We start from the raw sequence: 17,621 nt of genomic DNA, 5'->3' as shown, positions 1-17,621 counted from the left end.
AGTTGCGCCTCGACCCGAGCGTCCGTACCGTAAGCACACGGGACGGTGTACATAACACCGTCGCCCCAGGTGCGCACGGCACCACCGACCCGAGGGAACGACCATGGGAAAGCTCGACGGCAAGGTCGCGGTCATCACCGGCGGCTCCACCGGCATGGCGCTGGCCGGCGCGAAGCTGTTCGTGGACGAGGGCGCGCACGTCTTCGTCACCGGCCGCCGCCAGGAGGCCCTGGACGAGGCCGTGAAGGAGATCGGCCGCAATGTCACCGGCGTCCAGGGCGACGCCGCCGACCTGGACGACCTGGACCGCCTCTACGACACCGTCAAGCGGGAGAAGGGCGGCATCGACGTGCTGTGGGCCAGCGCCGGCGGGGGCGAGCCCGCCCCGCTCGGCGAGATCACCGAGGCCCAGTTCGACACCTGGTTCGGGCTCAACGCCCGCGGCACCCTGTTCACCGTCCAGAAGGCGCTCCCGCTCCTCAACGACGGCGGCTCCATCCTCATGACCGGCTCCAACGCCTCGCTGGGCGCCTTCCCCGGCTGGAGCGTCTACGCCGGCAGCAAAGCCGTCCAGCAGGCCTGGGCCCGGATCTGGCTCAACGAACTCAAGGACCGCCGCATCCGCGTCAACGTCCTGACCCCCGGCCAGGTCGCCACGGCCAAGCAGGAAGAACTCTTCGACGAGGCCACCAAGCGCCAGTTCGAGTCCCTCATCCCCCGCGGCCGGATGGGCAGGCCCGACGAGCTCGCCACCGCCGCCCTCTTCCTCGCCTCCGACGACTCCAGCTACGTCAACGGCATGGAACTCGTCGCCGACGGCGGCACCACTGCCATCTGAACCCGACAACCCACACCCAGGGCAGGACATCCATGAGCAGCATCAGCATCATCGGCGCCGGGAACATGGCCCGCACCCTCGGTGCGCGGGCCATAGCGGGCGGCAACACCGTCGAGATCATGAGCCGGGACCCGTCCAAGGCCGCCGACCTGGCCGAGGCTCTCGGTGACGGCGCCACCACCGGAGCATGGGGCACCGCCCCGACCGGGGACATCGTCATCGTGGCGCTGCTCCACGACGGCGTCGTGCCGGCCGTCGCGCAGTACGGGGACGCCCTCGCGGGCAAGGTCGTCGTCGACATCAGCAACCCCTTCAACGCCACCTTCGACGGGCTGGCCCACCACGAGCAGACCTCGGTCGCCCAGGAGGTCGCCAAGGTGGCCCCGGCCGGCGCCAGTGTGGTGAAGGCGTTCAACACCGTCTTCCGCCATGTCCTGGAGAAGGGCCGGCCCGACGTCTTCGTCGCCGGCGACGACGCGGCGGCCAAGGCGAGAGTGGGGGCGTTCGTCGAGAGCCTCGGACTGCGGCCGCTGGACGTCGGCGGCCTGAAGATGGCGCACTGGCTGGAAGGAGCGGGCGTGGTCACGGTGGGCCTCGCCCACCACGGCGTGGGGAACCTGGACTTCGCCCTCGGCGTCACCGAAGTCCCCGCCTGAGCGGAGCGTTCGCGGACCTGTCCGGCGACGGGTCCGCTCCCCGTGGCCGCCGGGGGCGGGGGGTGAGGGCGAGCAGGGCGAGGGCCTGGAAGGCGGCGGCCGTGACGAGGGCGGCCGGAAGCGACCGGGCGGCCAGGAGGCCGGCGAGCGCGGTGCCGAGCGCGTAGCCGGCGGTCTTCAGGCCGGCGCCGGTGGTGAAGACCTGGCCGCGAAGGCGGGGCGGCACCTCGCGGTGCCGGATCGCGAACAGCGCGGTGAGCTGCGGTCCTTCGGCCGCGCCGGCCAGTACGGCGGCCAGGGCGAGTACGGGCGGCCGTACCGTCGCGGCGAGCAGGAACGCGGCGCCGAGCACCGCGGTGGCGCACCGCAGCACGGTCTCCGGGCGCACTGCGGAAGGGCGGCGCGCGAGGAGCCCGTTGGCGACCAGGGATGCCACGGCGGCCCCCGACAGCAGGTAGGCGCCGTGCCCGGCCCCGCCCAGCGCCGCCGCCCCGGCGACCGGCGCACACGTGACGAACATGCCCGCGCCCACGCAGGACACCACCGAGACGGCCGTCGCCCGCCCCAGCACCCCCGACGCGCCGATCGCCCGGAAACCGGCGGCCAGTTCACGGCGCAGACCCGCGGGCACCTCGCGCCGGTCGGGCGCCGTCCGCGGCAGCGTCCACGCGGACGGCACCGCCAGCCCGACCAGTACCGCCGCCGCCACGACCGCCGCCCCCGCTCCCGACCACCCGGCGACGGCGCCGGCCAGCGCCGGCCCCGCCAGCCCCGCCACGTCATACGTCATCGCGTCGAACGCGGTGACCCGCGCCGGCCGCTGCGCGCCTTCGGGGCCCGGGGGACCCGGCAGGTGGGGGAGTTGGGCGGACCAGGCGGCGGACAGGGCCGGGGCGAGGGGGCCGGCGAGGGCGGCGAGGAGGACGGTCAGGGCGAGGGGGAGCCGGGGGAGGGCGGCGAGGAGCAGCGTGAGGGCGGCCGCGTAGCCGGCGAGGGCGGCGGCGAGAAGGCGCCCGGGGCGGGCGGAGCGGTCCAGGAACGCGCCGAAGAGCGGGCCGCCGACCGCCGCCGACGCCATCAGCGCGGCCGGGACCAGGGCCGCGTGGGCGGCCGACCCGGTGGCGGCCAGACCTGCCAGCAGCAGCGCGGGCCCCGCCGTCTCGTCGCCGATCCGGGCGGCGGCCGCCCCGCCGAGGTACGAGCCCACGGCCGGGCCGACGTCACGCTGTCGCATGCGGAGGACGGTACGCAGGTAACCCAAAACCGCGCCACCTGCGTTACCGTGCACGGATGGCCCCGACGTACGACGACAGCTCCGCCCACCACTCCGTGCAGGCCAACGCCCGCCGCGCAGCCGACCTCGTCAACGCGCTCGCGGCCGACGCGGAGCCGAAGGAGACGGCCGCGGTGACGGCCGCGGTGACGGCCGCGGTCGCCGCGGTCCTGCGCGCCTACGGCGAGACGGAACCCTTCGGCCTCACCCCCGCCGACCTCGCCGACCTGCGGGCCGCCGCCCGCCGGCTCCGCGAGGTCTTCGCCGCCGAGGACGCCGACGAGGCCGCGGTCCGCCTCAACCGGCTGCTCGCCTCGGGCACCGGCCCGCTGCGCCTGACCACGCACGGCGGCACCACCTCCTGGCACCCGCACCTGGACAGCGACGACGACGCGCCCTGGGCCGAGTGGTTCCTCGCGTCCTCCTGTCTGGCGCTCGCGGTCCTGCTGTGGGACCGGCGGCGGCCGCCCGGCGGCGTCTGCGCCTCCCCGAGCTGCCCGAACGTCTACGTGATGGAAGGGCGCGGGCCGAACCGCCGCTACTGCTCGCGCCGTTGCGCCACCCGCGAGCGCGTCGCGGCCCACCGCGCCCGGACCCGGCCCCCCGGAGCGCCTGAGGCCACCGACGAGGCGCTGCGGGGCGAGGGGGTCACTTCCTGAGGCCAGGGCTTGACACAACGGGCCCCCGGCCTTCAGGAGTTGGCCACGGGAGGCCGACCGTGCGGGTTCCGTGCGGGCGATGTGTTCAGTGTGTGCGGGCCGGGCGCCCACTCCTTGACGGTGGCGCAAGGGCGGCTGAGACTGCCTAACGAGCCGCAGCGCCCCCGATCCTTAGATTGAGAGCGTTCTCCGATCTGCGAATCGAAGGGTCGTCAGGTGCTGTGGCAGTGAAGTAGTGGAGCCAAAGCGCGATCAACCCCCACTATCCGCGCTGACCCGCGCGTTCACTTCGTGAACCCGGGTGAAAGGACCCCCATGCGCAGACCACCCCTTGAGCCCCCCACCGCGCAGCCGCGGCGCCATGCCGGTCCCCGGCGCCGCGGCTACGCCGCCCTCGGCGCGGGCGCGCTGCTGCTCGCCACGCTGACCGGCCTGACCGGCGCGGCCGGTGCCGCCTCGGCGGACCCGGCCGGCCATGGCGCCACGACGGGCCACGGTGCCACGGCCGCGCGGCCCGCGGCGGACGCGGCGGACTGCCCGGCGCAGTCCGACACCCCGGACTTCGGGCCGAACGTGCACGTCTTCGACCCGTCGATGGGCGACGCCGCGATCCAGTCCGAACTGGACTCCCAGTTCAACCAGATGAAGGACACCGCCACCGCCCAGTTCAGCGAGAACCGGGTGGCCGACCTGTTCAAGCCCGGCACCTACAACGTCGAGGACAACGTCGGCTTCTACACGTCGGTGGCGGGCCTGGGCCAGAACCCGGACGACGTCTCCATCAACGGCGACGTGACCGTGGACGCCTTCAACGCCTCCGACGCCGGCAACGCCACGCAGAACTTCTGGCGCAGCGCGGAGAACCTGGCGATCACCCCCTCCAGCGGCACCGACCGCTGGGCGGTGGCCCAGGCCGCGCCCTTCCGCCGGATCGACGTGCGCGGCAACCTGGCGCTCTACCCGGCCAGTTACGGCTACGCCAGCGGCGGCTTCATCGCCGACACCAAGGTCAGCGGCCAGGCGTCGTCGGTGTCGCAGCAGCAGTGGTACACCCGCAACAGCAACCTCGGCAGCTGGGACGGGGGCGTGTGGAACATGGTCTTCTCCGGCGTGTCCGGGGCGCCGTCGACCACCTTCCCCAACCCGCCGGAGACCACGCTCGCCACCACCCCGGTCTCCCGCGACGTGCCCTACCTGTACGTCGACGGCTCCGGGAACTACCGGGTGTTCGAGCCGAGCCTCCAGACCGACTCCTCGGGCGCCAGCTGGGCGAACGGCAGCACCGCGGGCACCTCGCTGCCGATGAGCCAGTTCTACGTGGTGAAGGCCGGCGACACCGCCGAGACCATCAACGCCGCACTCGCCGAGGGCTGCAACCTGTTCGTCACCCCGGGCGTCTACCACCTGGACCAGACGCTCGACGTGACCCGCGCCGACACCACGATCCTCGGCGTCGGCTACCCGACCTTCGTCCCGGACAACGGCGTGGACGCGATGAAGGTCGCCGACGTGGACGGGGTCCGGCTCAAGGGCCTGCTCTTCGACGCCGGCACCACCAACTCCCAGGCGCTGCTGACCGTCGGGCCGTCCGGGTCCACCGCGGACCACTCGGCCGACCCCACCACGATCCAGGACGTCTTCTTCCGGATCGGCGGTGAGAACGCCGGCAAGGCCACCGACAGCCTCGTCGTCAACAGCAACAACACGATCATCGACCACATCTGGGCCTGGCGGGCCGACCACGGCAACTCCGGCAGCGTCGGCTGGACCACCAACACCGCCGACAACGGCCTGACCGTCAACGGCGACGACGTCCTCGCCGACGGCCTGTTCGTCGAGCACTACCAGAAGTACGAGGTGGTGTGGAACGGCCAGGGCGGCAGGACGATCTTCTTCCAGAACGAGAACCCGTACGACCCGCCGGACCAGGCGTCCTGGATGAGCTCGTCGGGGGTCGACGGCTACGCGGCCTACAAGGTCGCCGACGACGTCGCCTCGCACGAGGCGTGGGGCCTGGGCAGTTACTGCTACTTCAACGTCAACCCGGCCGTGAACAACTACCACGCCTTCGAGGCACCGGACACCGCGGGCGTGAAGTTCCACGACGCGCTCACCGTCTCGCTCGGCGGCGTGGGCACCATCACCCACGTCATCAACGACACCGGTGCGGCCACCGCGTCCGACACCACCCCGACCGACGTGGTGAGTTACCCCTAGCCCCACCGCACCCGCACCTGTATCACCACAGTGACCCGCGGCCCCGGACACCCCGCCCCCCACCAGCGGTGTCCGGGGCCGCGCCTGTGGCGCCCGGGGCGCGCGCCGTTCAGCATCCGGCCCGGCGGTAGACGACCGCGCCCTCGACGACGGCGACCCGCGTGTAGCCGCCGTCGCGTACCAGGCGCACCAGCGCCGGATACCCGGCCATCGGGTACGGGGTGCCCGCGGAGTCGTCGACCACCAGGCACGGGGGAGCGGCGGCCAGTTCACGGCGCAGGCCCGCCCAGGCGCCCGGCACGGCGTAGCGGGCGCCGACCCGGCGCACGTCCGCGCCGCCGCTGAAGTTGGTGAGCAGCCCGGCCGTCAGGTAGCGGCCGGCGGCGGGACGGCCCGCGAGCCAGTACACCTCCGGGTGCATGCTCCACAGGAACACGCTCTGCCCGGGCCGGCTGTGGGCGTCCAGCGCCGAGGCCAGGGCGAGGGACTTGCCCATCTGCGGCGGCTCGGCCCGCAGCGCGCCCGCGTCGAAGAGCGCGGCGGCCGCCACCGCGCAGAGGCAGGCGGCCGCCAGGGCGCGGTCCCGGGTGCGGGGCCCGGCTGGGCGGCGGGAGAGGGCACGCGTGCGGGAGCTGTCGGCGGCGCGCAGCGCCAACAGCGCGAGCGGCGGGAGGAGTTGCAGGAAGTAGTGGCCGTAGAAGCGGAAGCCCGCGGTGACGCCCGCGGCCGACGCGATCAGCCACAGCCACAGCACCCGGTCGAACGTCCGCGTCCGCGGCCGGAGTTCGGTGACACCGCGCCACCGGCCCAGCGAGCGGGGCATCCGGCGGGGCAGCCGGCGGGGCAGCCGGCGCGGAAGCAGGAAGGCGAAGCCGGCGAACGGTACGGCCAGCCGCAGCAGGATGCTCCCGGCGTGCCCGCACATCGCCGCCGCGCCCGGCGGGGAGGCGGCGTAGGAGCTCGAGGCCAGGAAGTTCCAGAAGACGAACGGGCGCACACCCAGCAGCAGGGCGCAGCCGGCCACCGGCAGGAACACCCCCGAGGCCAGCGCCGCGCCGTGCCGCAGCCGGTCCCGGCGCGGGCCGGCGAGGACCTGGAGCGCGACCGGCAGCAAGGGAGCCAGGCCGACCTGTTTGGTCAGGGTCGCGGCGGCCAGGGCCAGCCCGGCGGCGAGGAAGCGGCGGCGGGAGCCGAAGTACACGGCGGCGGCCGTCGCCGGGAGCATGAACACCTCGAAGGTCGCGGCCATCGCGTCGGGCGCGGGCAGCGCCGCCGACGCGGCGATGGTGAGCACCCCGGCCGGCAGCCCGGCCCACGGCCCCCACTCCCTTGCCGCCAGCCGCGCCACGAACAGCGCGGTGAGCGCCAGCGCCGCCACCGCGCACAGCCGCACCAGCCACAGCGTGCCGGGTCCGGTCAGGCCGAAGCAGGCTTCGTACAGCCAGGGCACGAGCGGGGGCTTGCGGTCCACGACGTCGGTGTAGAGCCGCCCGCCGTGCCGCAGGGCGACCGCCTCGGTGCCGAGGTAGCCCTCGTCGGGGCTCCAGAACGGGCGGCGGAAGGAGGGCGCGCGCACGGCGAGGGCGAGGAGCATCAGGAGCGGCGCCTGCCCGGCCGGGTGCCGCGTCCAGCCGGCGGTGCGGCGCCGCGCGGTCCGGCCGGCGGTCTGCGGCGGCGCCGGTGCGGCCGGTGCGGACACGCCGACCGGCGCGGCGCGTTCGGATACGTCAACAGGCGAGGTGGGCACCGCGGTTGCTCCCGTCCGGAAGAGGGCGTGCGTCATCGCCGCGCGGCCCGTGGCTTCCGGGGGCGCGTCCGACTCACTCAGTCAACTACTTAACTAGTGGACCGAGTGTCGAAGGCGCGGACCGCTGGTGTCAACCGCTCCAGGTCCACTAGTCCACTAGGGGTATGATGTGGCGGGTGGTGACCTTCCGTATCGAGCGGCGCAGCGGCGTGGCCGCGTACCAGCAGATCGTCTGGCAGACCAAACAGGCCCTGCGGTTGGGCCAGTTGGCGCCCGGCGACAAGCTGCCCTCGGCGGCGGAGGTGGTCGCCGCGACCGCGATCAACCCCAACACCGTGCTCAAGGCGTACCGCGAGCTGGAGAACGAGGGGCTCGTCGAGGCGCGGCAGGGCGTCGGCACCTTCGTCCGCAGGTCGCTCGCCCAGCCCGGGGCCGCGGCCGGCTCCCCGCTCCATGAGAGCCTGCACGCCTGGATGGCCGCCGCACGCGGCGCCGACCTGGGCCGCGAGGATGTCGCCGCGCTGCTGTCCGCCGCGCTCGACACGTACTTCCCGGCCGGTGCCGACCCCCGCGTGCCCGGCGCGGAGACGTACGACGCCCACCCGCACGGCTAGCGCGAAGCCATGACCGACCAACCGAAGGCCGGCGGCCCGCACGCCCGCACCGAACCGCCCGCGCTGGAAGCGCGCGGCCTCGGCATCCGCAACCGCGCCGACTGGGCGCTGCGCCACAGCGACTTCCGGGTCCCGCCCGGCCGGGTGGCGGGCCTCGTCGGGCCCAACGGCGACGGCAAGAGCTCCCTGCTCGCGGTCGCCGCCGGACTGCGCGCCCCCACCGAGGGCTCCCTGCGGGTGCTCGGCCACCGGCCCGGCAGCGCGGCCGCCCTGCCCCGCGTGGGCGTGCTGCTCCAGGACCGGCCGCTGCACACCGCGTTCACCGTCGCCGAGACGCTGCGCTACGGACGGGAGATGAACCCGCGGTGGGACGACACCGCCGCCCGTACGGTCCTGGCCGACGCCGACGTGCCGCTGAGGGCGAAGGTCGGACAGCTCTCCGGCGGCCAGCGCACCTGCGCGGCCCTCGCGCTCGTGCTCGGCAAGCGCCCCGAACTGCTGCTGCTGGACGAGCCGATGGCCGACCTCGACCCGCTGCGGCGGCACGCGATGATGGCCGCGCTGATGACCACCGCCGCCGAGCACGGCACCACCGTGGTGATGTCCTCGCACATCCTCGCCGAGCTGGACCTCGTCTGCGACTACGTCCTGCTGCTCGCGCACGGCCGGATGCTGGTCGCCGACGACGTGGAGTTCGTCCAGGCCGCGCACACCCTGGTCACCCACACGCTCGACGGCCGCGAACCGTTCGGCGCCGGGCCCGGCGATCCCCGCTCAGGGCGCCGCAGCCCGGCCCCCGCCGACCCTGCCGCCCCGCTGCCGGCGGCGCTGCTCGGCCACACCGTCGTGGAGGCGCGCACCACCGGGCGCCGGGTGACCGCGCTGCTCCAACTGCCGACCGCCCTGGACCGCGCCGTGAGCGCCGAAGCGCCCAGCCTCGAGGAGATCCTGCTCGCCTACCTGCGCAATCCGCAGGCCCCGCCGCTGGTCGCGCCCGCCGACGAGCCGCTGGTCCGGCCGGCCGACGCGGCGCGCGCGCACCAGCACCAGCACCAGCGCAGGCGCCAGGACGAAGCGGACCCCGGCCGATGAGCGCCCTCGCCCGCTACGTGGCCTGGCCGCCGCGCGAGGAGCGCCGTGCCCGGCGGCGCTTCCGGCTGCCGCTGCCCTCCCCGCTGCGGCTGCCGCGCCTGGCCGGACCGGCCTGGCCCGCCTGGCGCCGGCACCGGGCCGCCTTCCGTACGATGCTCGCCCTCGCCCTGCTCGCCGGGATCGGAGCGGTCCGGGAGCACCACCAACTCGTCGGCGCCGTCCACCACTACGCCGACCTCTGCCGCGCGGCGGACGGGTGCGACTTGGGCGGCGGCGACGTGGCGGCGCCGACCGTCACGCATGTGGCGCCGTACGTGCTTCGCTACCTGCCGGTCGCGGTCGGCGCGCTGGTCGGCGCACCGCTGTTCGCGCAGGAGCTGGAGTCCGGCACCCACCGGCTGGCCTGGACGCAGTCCGTCGGCCGCCGTGAGTGGGCCGCGGTCCGGCTCGGTCTGGCGGCCGCGGTCACCACGCTCGCCGCCGTCGTGGTGACGGTGCCGGCCAGCTGGTGGTGGTACTCCGCACGGCGCGGCCACGACGGCGGACCGGACCGCTTCGCATGGCGCGCGGTCGTCTGGTGGAACGACTGGGACTTCTTCGCCTGGACCGGCCCGGTCGGCGTCGCCCACCTCCTGCTCGCCCTGACGACCGGCGCGGCCACCGGCCTGCTGGTGCGCCGCACCCTGCCCGCGGTCGCCGCGGCCGCCGGGCTCGGCGAAGCCGCCCTGTTCGGGCTGGAGAAGCTGCGGCCGCACCTGCTCACCCCGCACATCCGCCGCACCCGCAGCCTCGACTTCCCCAGCACCCCGCTCGACGGCTGGTTCCAGGGCTTCGGCTACGTGCGGTCCGACGGCACCCTCACCCGCCGCAACCCCTGCTCCGGTCCCGGCCTCCAGGACTTTTCCGGATGCCTGGCGCGGCACCACATCGTCGGCCGCTACAACAGCTCCTTCACCATGGACCAGTTCCTCCCGCTCCAACTGGTCGAGACCGGCATCTGCCTCACCGCCACCGCCGCCCTGGCCGCCTTCTGCCTGTGGCACGTCCGCCGCGTCAAGACCCGCTGACTGCCTCTCCCCGCCCCGGGCCGGGACCACAACGTCCCGCCGGATCACGGCTGTTAGCGTGCCCGCATGACGCATCCGCTGACTGTCGCCTGGCCGCCCGACCCGATCAGGACCGCGCGGCTGGTCCTGCGCGCACCCGAAGCGCGCGACCGCGCGGCGTTCGTCGAGCTGCTGGCCTCGCCCGAGGTGCACACCTACCTCGGCGGGCCGCAGCGGCGGGAGGAGTTGGAGCAGGAGCTGCCCGCGGTGCCCGAGCGGTGGCCGGGGAGCTTCGTCGTGGAGTGCGGCGGGGAGATGATCGGCCAGATCCTGATGCGGCGCAGCGCCTCCCAGCGCCCCGCGGCCGCGGGGAAGGCCGACCTCGGCTACCTGTTCCTGCCGCGGGCCTGGGGGCAGGGGTACGCCGCCGAGGCGTGCACGGCCGCACTCGGCTGGTTGGAGGGCGCACTGCCCGGGGAGGCGGTGGTGCTCGCCACCCAGACCGCGAACCTCGGCTCGATGCGGCTGGCGGCGAAGCTCGGCTTCACCGAGGTGGAGCGGTTCCACGCCTGGGGCGCCGAGCAGTGGCTCGGCGAGCGCCGCCCGGTCGGCGGGGGCGGCGGGGACGCCGGCGGCGCGGTCAACGCGGCGTCAAGCGCTGGGTGAGGAAGAGCGCGGCGCGGTCCAGTGCCTCGTCGGCCTCGTCGAGGAGGCCGGTGAACGCCTGGAAGACGTGCGGCACGCCCGCGGTCACGTCGAGGATGACGTCCACGCCGGCCTCCCGGGCGCGGGTGGCGAGGCGGGTGGCGTCGTCGAGCAGGATCTCGTTCGTGCCGACCTGGAGCAGGATCGGCGGGAAGCCGGTCAGGTCGCCCGACACCGCGGGGCTGAGCAGGGGTTGGCGCGGGTCGGCCCCCGCGAGGTACATCGCCCCGGTGTACTCCACGCCCGTACGGGTGAAGACGGGGTCGGCGTCCTCCTTGCCGTCGATGCTCGCGCCGGTGCGGGTGGCGTCGAGCCCGGGGGAGAGCGCCAGGAGGGCGGCGGGCAGCGGCAGTCCGGCGTCCCGGGCGGCCAGGCAGGCGGTGACGGCCAGCCCGCCCCCGGCGGAGTCCCCGGCGAACACGACGGAGGGCGCGGGCGTGCCCGTGTCGAGCAGGGCGCGGTAGGCGGCCACGGCGTCCTCGATCGCGGCCGGGAACGGGTGCTCCGGCGCGAGCCGGTAGTCCACGGAGTACGCCGGGACGCCCGTCCTGGCGACCAGGTTCCCGGTCAGTGACAGCGCGGTCCGGGGCGAGCCGGACACCCAGCCGCCGCCGTGGAAGTACAGGATCGTGCCGGCGCGCGGCGGGCCGGCCGGGTCGACCCGCAGCACCGGCCGGCCGCCGAGCGCACCCGGCGCGGTGCGGATGTCCGGCGGCACCGCCATGGTGGCCATCAGCTTCTCGAACCCGGCGCGGATCTCCTCGATCGGCTGGGGGCCGGCGGGCTGCGGCCGCCGCAGCATCGCATCGATCCGGGCGCGTTGCTCAGTGCTCACGCGTATGCTCCCTCATAGAAGTAGCCCAGGAAGTATCTTCCCAAGAACTATATGCCTAGGAAGTTAAATGTCCAACGGTGACCGCCGCCACCTGCTGCCCGGCCTCTTCTCCGACCTGGTGCGCTGCGAGACACGGCTCTACAACGCCCTCGGCGAGCGCCTGAAGGCCGAACATGCCATCGTCACCTCGCAGTTCGAGCTCCTGCGCCACCTGCGCGACCACCCCGGCGCGCGCGTCGCCGACATCGCGGCCGTCTTCGCCGTCGGGATCGGCGCCGCCAGCAAGAGCGCCGACCGCCTGGAACGGCAGGGATGGGTCGAGCGCCGGGCCAACCCGGCCGACCGCCGCTCCTCCCTGCTGGCGCTCACCGACTCCGGCGCGCGCCTCACCGAGGCCGCCGAACGCACCTTCGCCGACGCGCTGGACGGCCTCGTCGGCGGCGTGCTCGACGCCGCCGCGCTGGCCGCCGTGGGCGACGGCCTCGCGGCGCTGCGCGCCGCACTCGAGGACCGGAAGGCCGGCACCCCCGCCGGCTGAACGGCCGGCCCGCGGCTCGAGGACCTGCCGCTCGGGCGCCGCCGCTCAGGCCCCGTCGCCCTCCTCGTCGCCCGGCCACAGCTCGTCCGCGCGCAGCGCGAGGTCCTGGAGCAGGTCCGCCGAGGACACGTCCGTGCGGCCCGCGTCATGGACGTCCGCCAGTTGCAGGAAGATCAGCGAGAACGCCCCGGTCAACCGCTCGATCACCGGGCTGAGCTGCACGCTCAGCGCCTCGCCGATCTCCCCCGGGCTGGCGTCCGCGGGGAACTCGATCGTCGGCATCGTCTCGTTGAGCAGCGCCCGTACGTTGTCCCCTGAGATGTCCTGCCGCTCGGGGTCCTCCGCCAGCAGCACCTGCATCTGCCGGGCCTCGGTGAGAATCCCGATGATCCGGCGCACGAAATCGCTGTCCTTCATGCCCGGAGCGTACGCCGCCCCCCGCCCCACCACCCCCACCCGCGACCCCATGTCGCCCCCGCGCGCCCCGAGGCCGCCTCGGCCGGGCGGGTGCGGTCAGGCCGGGGTCGGGGTGGGGAGTTCCATGACGGTGCTGCGGTAGGTCTTGCCCGGCCACTGGATGGTCTCGCGCGGGACGAAGCCCCACGCGGTGTAGATGCCGATGAGGTGGGCCGCGGGCAGCGCGGTGTCCACGCCGATGTGCGAGGCGCCCTCGGCGTGGGCCCGTTTGCGGGCGACCGCCCACAGGCGGGAGGCGAGCCCGCGGCCGCGGTCGGCGGGGTCGACCGCCATCTGGTTGAGCCAGGCCCGCCCGGGCGCGGCGGCGGTGGGGCTGAGCAGCCGCAGCGGCTCGTGCGGGGGCAGCGTCATCGTCAGGGCCGCCGCGATGCGGGTGCCGTCCACCAGCAGCCAGGACGCGCCGGTGTCCGCACGGCGCAGCGTCGTCTGCTCGGTCTGGTCCACCGCGGTGAAGTTGAGCCCGCCCGCGCCCAGTTCGGCGTAGGCGCGGTGCAGCATCGCGGTCAGGTCGGGGGCGTCGGCGGGTTCGAACGGGCGCAACCGGTACATGACCTCCACCGTAAGCCGGGCGGGCGGCGGAGTGTACCCGCGGGGTCGCACCGGGGGCGCGATGGGGTGTTCGTCCGGGTTGGCCCGCCGATGGACCGTTAGGGTCGTCGGTAGCCGGGAACGGACAGGGGGCGGACAGGGAACGGATCGGGCCGCCCGCGCAGGCGGGACCCGGCGGGACGAGAGGGACGGCACGTGCGGCTCGTACGGTGGACGGACGGCAGGGCCCGGTGGCTGCGCCGCGGCCGCAACCTGCTGCTCGCGGCCGTGCTGGTCGCGGTCGCCGGCGCCGCCGGGATCTGGCTGGCGGTACGGCTGACCCCCATGCAGTCCGTCGCCGCGGCCGGGCAGAACGTCCAGGTCGGCGCCGTACAACCGGACCTGAGCCGGTCCGGGCCCGGAGAGCTGAACCTCTTCGGCGAGGCCATCCCGACCCAGCCGCGCTTCGACGGGCCGATCCGCCCCAAGCTGATGCTCTCCCACATCACCCTCGACTCCCAGGTCGACCAGGCCTTCCACGCCGACGGCGACAACGCCCTGGTGCCGATGCTCAGCCGCCAGCTCGCCGCGGGCTGGAAGCGCTACTGCATCTGGGAGAGCCTCGTCGCGGCCGGCTGTGCGGGCGTGATCACCATCGCCGTCGCCGGGATCGGCCGCACCTCGCCGCGCACCATGCTGACGCTGCTCGCGGCCACACTGGTGACCGTCAGCGCCGCCAACGCCGCCGGCGTCTACCTGCTCGCCTCCGGCACGCCCCGCGCGCTGCGCCAGGTGCACACGCTCGACGACCTGGTCGGCCGCACCCGCGCGGCCCCGGTGCCCGCCGCCAAGGGGCCCGCGCTGCCCGGCATCCACGCGGTGGTGATCGGCGACTCGACCGCCGCCGGCATCGGCAACCCGCTGGTGCCCCACCCCACCGCGCTCGACCGCACCTGCGGCCGCAGCTCCGACTCCTACGCCGAGGACCTCGCGGCCGCCAACCGCTGGAAGGTGCTCAACCTCGCCTGCCAGGGCGCCACCGTCAGCGACGGCATCCTCGGGGTCCAGGTGCGCGGCGGGAAGGTCGCGCCGCCGCAGCTCGCGGTCGCCCAGCGCGCGACCGGCGCGTCCGCGGTGATCGTCAGCATCGGCGCCAACGACATGAACTGGGGGCTGCTGACGGGCCTGTGCGCGGCCGCACCGGTCTGCGACGACGACGCGTCCACCGCGTACTTCAAGGAGGAGCTGGCCGGCTTCACCCAGGACTACCTGGACCTGCTCGAACAGCTCGCCGCGCTCCCGCACCACCCGGCGGTGGTCCTCAACGAGTACTACGACCCCTTCGGCCCGGACACCGCGTGCCTGGCCAAGGACGGCATCACCCGGGAGAAGGCCGACGTCCTCGGCTCCCGGCTGTCCGACCTCAACGCCGTGCTGGAGCGCGGCGCCGCCACCTTCCACTTCGCCGTCGCCCGGCCCGGGTTCGCCGGGCACCAGCTGTGCAGCAAGCAGCCGTTCGTGCAGGACGCCGCCGGGAAGGCACCGCTGCACCCCACCGCCGCGGGCGAACTGGCCATCGCGCTCGCCGACCAGCAGGCGCTCGACGCGATCGAGGCCGACCGCGCCGCCCACCCCGACCGCGCCGCCTCCCCGAACCCGACGCCGTCCACGCCGACGACGCCGTCCACGCCGACCACGCAGTCCACCCAGAGCCCGCCGCCGAGCCCGTCGGGCACCGCGGCCGCCGCGCCCGGAGCGACCGGCGCCACCGTCCCGGCGCCCTGAATCCCCGCGTACCGCGCGTGCGGCGCCCGCACACGGGTGCCGTATCGTCGCCTGGAGCGTGTCGTGGCTGTGCCGCGCCGGTGGCCTCCGTATGGCCTGCCGGTGCGGGAGATGTGTGGCAAAGATCACTCGCCTCACCCAATGTGACGGTGTCTGGGCCCGGTCGCCGCGGGCAGGCCCCCACCGGGGCACCGGTGCCCGCGACTTGGGGACCGGCGCCGCGACGGGTACGCTCCGTGACCACGTGGGACGCGCCGAGATGTCCTCCCGGTATCGGTAGACGGACGTTTTGGTGTCCGATGTAGTGTCGGGCGAGTCGCCCGGCGCGCTGCCGGATCGTTCGGGAAGTTCGGGAAGAGAGATCGACCGCATGCTGCTGGCGTATCCGCCGAGCCTGCCGAGCCAGTCGCCGCGCGGGCGACGGCCGGGACCTGCACCGACCTGTCACCGCCCGGCCGGTGACCGGGCACGTCGGCGGGCCGCGGCCGGCGCCGGGGGTGCCAGGTGACCGCCACCGCGGAGGGCTCCACGAGCCCCGTGGCCGCCGCCGATCCGGACGAGCGGCCCGCCGCCGTACGGCGCTTCCCGCTGCTGCCCGCCCGGATGCGCCCGCGCAACCGGCCCCGGCTGCTGCTCGAACTCGCCTTCACCGTCGCCCTGTACCTCGCCTACAGCCGCACCCGCCGCTACGTCCCGCGGGAGAAGACCCAGGCGCTGCACCGCGCCCGCGAGGTCCTGCACTTCGAGCGGCTGCTGCACGTCGACTTCGAGCTGAGCCTCAACCACGCGGTGGACAAGGTCAGCTGGCTGACGGTCGGCATGAACTACTACTACGCCACGCTGCACTTCGCGGTCACCCCCGCGGTGCTGATCTGGCTGTACGCGCGCCGCCCGCAGCACTACCGGGCGGCCCGCACCGCGCTGTACACCGCGACCTGCCTGGCGCTGGTCGGCTTCACCTTCTTCGCGCTGGCGCCGCCGCGGTTCCTGCGGTCCGAGGGCTTCATCGACACGATCGTCGCCCACCACACCCACGGCTCCTGGGACTCCGGGCACGTCTCCACCGTCTCCAACCAGTACGCGGCGATGCCGTCGGTGCACATCGTCTGGTCGGCGTGGTGCGGGCTGACGCTGTTCTTCCTGGCGCGCTGGACCTGGCTGCGGGTGCTCGGCATCTGCTACCCGCTGGCGACGTTCGTGGTGATCATCTCCACCGCCAACCACTTCTTCGCCGACGCGGTGGCCGGTGCGGTCACCCTCGCGATCGGCTTCTTCCTCCAGCGGCTGCTGTTCGGCCGCCGCGCCTACCCGAGGCTGCGGGCCTCGGGCGGCGCGGACGGACCCGCGGACGGCGACGGCTACCCGGCGTCCGTACCCTCGGCGCGCGGGGCCGCGGACGAGCCGTCGGACACCGGCAGGTGGGGGAAGCGGAACTCGGTGCGGCTGCGGTAGAGGCCGTCGGGCCGCAGCACCGTGCTCGGGTACTCCGGCCGGTTCGGCGCGTCCGGGTAGTGCTGCGTCTCCAGGCAGACCGCGCCGTGCCGCCCGTACGGCCGGCCGTCCGCGCCCTTGAGCGCGCCGTCCAGTGAGTTGCCGGTGTAGACCTGGATGCCGGGTTCGGTGGTCCACACCTCCAGGCAGCGCCCGCTGGCCGGGTCGGTGAGCCGGGCGGCCGGCAGCGGCGGCCGGCCCGCCTCAGGGGCGGCCAGCACCCAGCAGTGGTCGTAGCCGCCGGCGTCGGTGAGCTGCACATGGGACTCGCCGATGCGCTCGCCGATCGGGTGGGCCGCGGTGAAGTCGAACGGGGTGCCCGCGGTGGGCTCGACCGGGCCGAGCGGCACCGACTGCGCGGAGACCGGCAGATAGGCGGCGGAGTGCAGTTGCAGGGTGTGGCCGAGGATGACGCCGCTGCCCGCGCCCGCGAGGTTGAAGTAGGCGTGGTTGGTGAGGTTCAGGTGCGTGGCCCGGTCGGTACGGGCCCGGTAGTCGATGCTCAGCGTGCCGTCGGGGGTCAGCCGGTAGACCACCTCGACGTCGAGCGCGCCGGGGAAGCCCATGTCGCCGTCCGGGCTGTGCAGGGTCAGCCGCAGCGCCGCCGCGTCCGGGCCGTTGCCGTCGGCCGGCCCGGCCTGCCAGACCCGGCGGTCGAAGCCGTCCGGGCCGCCGTGCAGGGCGTGGCCGCGGTCGTTGAGCGGCACCTGGTGGTCCTGGCCGTCCAGGGTGAAGCGGCCGTGCGCGAGGCGGTTGGCGTAGCGGCCGACGACCGCCCCAAGGTAGGGCTGTTCGGCGGTGTAGTCGGCGAGCGTCGGCAGGCCGAGCACCACGTCGGCGGTGCGGCCGGCGGTGTCCGGCACCGTCAGGGAGCGCAGGACGGCGCCGTAGGTGAGGACTTCGGCGCGCACCCCGGTGCCCGAGTCCAGCGTCCAGCACTCGACGGCGTCACCTCCCGGTGCGGTGCCGAAGGGGGCGCTGCGCAGGGCGGCGGTGGAAGCGGGCGCGGGGGAGTGAGAGGGCATGGTCATCCTGTGACGAGGGTCGGTGGGAGGGCGTGCCGCCGCCTGGCCGCGGCACGCGGACGGCGTGGCCCGGCGGCGGTCGGGCGGGACTGGTG

17 protein-coding genes are annotated in these 17,621 nt (G+C 74.7%); 11 read left to right on the top strand and 6 right to left on the bottom strand.

Annotation, left to right across the window (positions count from 1 at the left end):
- Positions 1–103 precede the first annotated feature (103 nt).
- Positions 104–838 (top strand): SDR family NAD(P)-dependent oxidoreductase, encoded by a 735-nt coding sequence (locus AC3EVP_RS32030; RefSeq protein WP_435135984.1) that lies wholly within the window; start codon positions 104–106, stop codon positions 836–838.
- A 32-nt stretch (positions 839–870) separates the two neighbouring features.
- Complete coding sequence (locus AC3EVP_RS32025; RefSeq protein ID WP_435135982.1) at positions 871–1,494, top strand: NADPH-dependent F420 reductase; 624 nt, start codon at positions 871–873, stop codon at positions 1,492–1,494.
- Here AC3EVP_RS32025 and AC3EVP_RS32020 read toward each other — a convergent pair.
- Positions 1,475–2,728, bottom strand: a complete 1,254-nt coding sequence (locus AC3EVP_RS32020; protein ID WP_435135980.1) for an MFS transporter — start codon at positions 2,726–2,728, stop codon at positions 1,475–1,477. The two genes, AC3EVP_RS32025 and AC3EVP_RS32020, sit on opposite strands and share 20 nt — an antisense overlap.
- A gap of 56 nt (positions 2,729–2,784) precedes the next feature.
- Here AC3EVP_RS32020 and AC3EVP_RS32015 point away from each other — a divergent pair, with 56 nt between their 5' ends.
- Positions 2,785–3,426, top strand: a complete 642-nt coding sequence (locus tag AC3EVP_RS32015) for a CGNR zinc finger domain-containing protein (protein ID WP_435135978.1) — start codon at positions 2,785–2,787, stop codon at positions 3,424–3,426.
- A gap of 315 nt (positions 3,427–3,741) precedes the next feature.
- Entirely contained in the window at positions 3,742–5,643 is a 1,902-nt protein-coding gene (locus AC3EVP_RS32010) for a coagulation factor 5/8 type domain-containing protein (protein ID WP_435135976.1), read from the top strand.
- 109 nt (positions 5,644–5,752) lie between these two features.
- Here the strand turns inward: AC3EVP_RS32010 and AC3EVP_RS32005 are convergent, their stop codons facing one another.
- A complete protein-coding gene (locus AC3EVP_RS32005) occupies positions 5,753–7,390 on the bottom strand; it encodes a glycosyltransferase family 39 protein (protein WP_435135974.1) in 1,638 nt (545 codons plus the stop codon).
- Between the two features lie 179 nt (positions 7,391–7,569).
- Here AC3EVP_RS32005 and AC3EVP_RS32000 point away from each other — a divergent pair, with 179 nt between their 5' ends.
- From AC3EVP_RS32000 to AC3EVP_RS31985, 4 genes are all read left to right on the top strand, one after another.
- Positions 7,570–8,004 (top strand): GntR family transcriptional regulator, encoded by a 435-nt coding sequence (locus tag AC3EVP_RS32000; RefSeq protein ID WP_435136029.1) that lies wholly within the window; start codon positions 7,570–7,572, stop codon positions 8,002–8,004.
- Positions 8,005–8,013: 9 nt separating this feature from the next.
- Positions 8,014–9,096 (top strand): ABC transporter ATP-binding protein, encoded by a 1,083-nt coding sequence (locus tag AC3EVP_RS31995; RefSeq protein WP_435135972.1) that lies wholly within the window; start codon positions 8,014–8,016, stop codon positions 9,094–9,096.
- On the top strand, positions 9,093–10,163 hold the full coding sequence (locus AC3EVP_RS31990; protein ID WP_435135970.1) for an ABC transporter permease subunit: 1,071 nt from the start codon (positions 9,093–9,095) through the stop codon (positions 10,161–10,163). The genes AC3EVP_RS31995 and AC3EVP_RS31990 overlap by 4 nt, the downstream gene beginning before the upstream one ends.
- Positions 10,164–10,229: 66 nt before the next feature.
- Positions 10,230–10,808 carry a GNAT family N-acetyltransferase gene (locus AC3EVP_RS31985; protein ID WP_435135968.1) on the top strand — a complete coding sequence of 193 codons (579 nt, stop codon included), beginning with the start codon at positions 10,230–10,232 and terminating at the stop codon, positions 10,806–10,808.
- Here the strand turns inward: AC3EVP_RS31985 and AC3EVP_RS31980 are convergent.
- Positions 10,783–11,682 carry an alpha/beta hydrolase gene (locus AC3EVP_RS31980; protein ID WP_435135966.1) on the bottom strand — a complete coding sequence of 300 codons (900 nt, stop codon included), beginning with the start codon at positions 11,680–11,682 and terminating at the stop codon, positions 10,783–10,785. The two genes, AC3EVP_RS31985 and AC3EVP_RS31980, sit on opposite strands and share 26 nt — an antisense overlap.
- A 67-nt stretch (positions 11,683–11,749) precedes the next feature.
- Here AC3EVP_RS31980 and AC3EVP_RS31975 point away from each other — a divergent pair, with 67 nt between their 5' ends.
- The gene (locus tag AC3EVP_RS31975; RefSeq protein WP_435135965.1) at positions 11,750–12,220 is read left to right on the top strand and encodes a MarR family winged helix-turn-helix transcriptional regulator; all 471 of its coding nucleotides are present in this window, start codon (positions 11,750–11,752) and stop codon (positions 12,218–12,220) included.
- 45 nt (positions 12,221–12,265) lie between these two features.
- On the opposite strand, the gene AC3EVP_RS31970 is transcribed toward AC3EVP_RS31975, so the two are convergent.
- Together AC3EVP_RS31970 and AC3EVP_RS31965 are read right to left on the bottom strand one after the other, a co-directional pair.
- The gene (locus tag AC3EVP_RS31970; protein WP_435135963.1) at positions 12,266–12,637 is read right to left on the bottom strand and encodes a hypothetical protein; all 372 of its coding nucleotides are present in this window, start codon (positions 12,635–12,637) and stop codon (positions 12,266–12,268) included.
- Between the two features lie 96 nt (positions 12,638–12,733).
- Positions 12,734–13,246 (bottom strand): GNAT family N-acetyltransferase, encoded by a 513-nt coding sequence (locus AC3EVP_RS31965; RefSeq protein ID WP_435135961.1) that lies wholly within the window; start codon positions 13,244–13,246, stop codon positions 12,734–12,736.
- Positions 13,247–13,441: 195 nt separating this feature from the next.
- On the opposite strand from AC3EVP_RS31965, the gene AC3EVP_RS31960 reads away from it, so the two are divergent.
- Positions 13,442–15,010, top strand: a complete 1,569-nt coding sequence (locus AC3EVP_RS31960) for a GDSL-type esterase/lipase family protein (RefSeq protein WP_435135959.1) — start codon at positions 13,442–13,444, stop codon at positions 15,008–15,010.
- A gap of 504 nt (positions 15,011–15,514) precedes the next feature.
- Positions 15,515–16,462 (top strand): phosphatase PAP2 family protein, encoded by a 948-nt coding sequence (locus AC3EVP_RS31955; protein ID WP_435135957.1) that lies wholly within the window; start codon positions 15,515–15,517, stop codon positions 16,460–16,462.
- Here AC3EVP_RS31955 and AC3EVP_RS31950 read toward each other — a convergent pair.
- Positions 16,369–17,526, bottom strand: coding sequence for an aldose epimerase family protein (locus AC3EVP_RS31950; RefSeq protein WP_435135955.1), 1,158 nt, complete (start codon positions 17,524–17,526; stop codon positions 16,369–16,371). The genes AC3EVP_RS31955 and AC3EVP_RS31950 overlap by 94 nt on opposite strands.
- Positions 17,527–17,621 lie beyond the last annotated feature (95 nt).

It is taken from the genome of Actinacidiphila sp. bgisy144, from assembly GCF_057708105.1.
The sequence above is the reverse complement of the archived record's forward strand: the minus strand, read 5'-3'. Positions and strand labels throughout refer to the sequence as shown.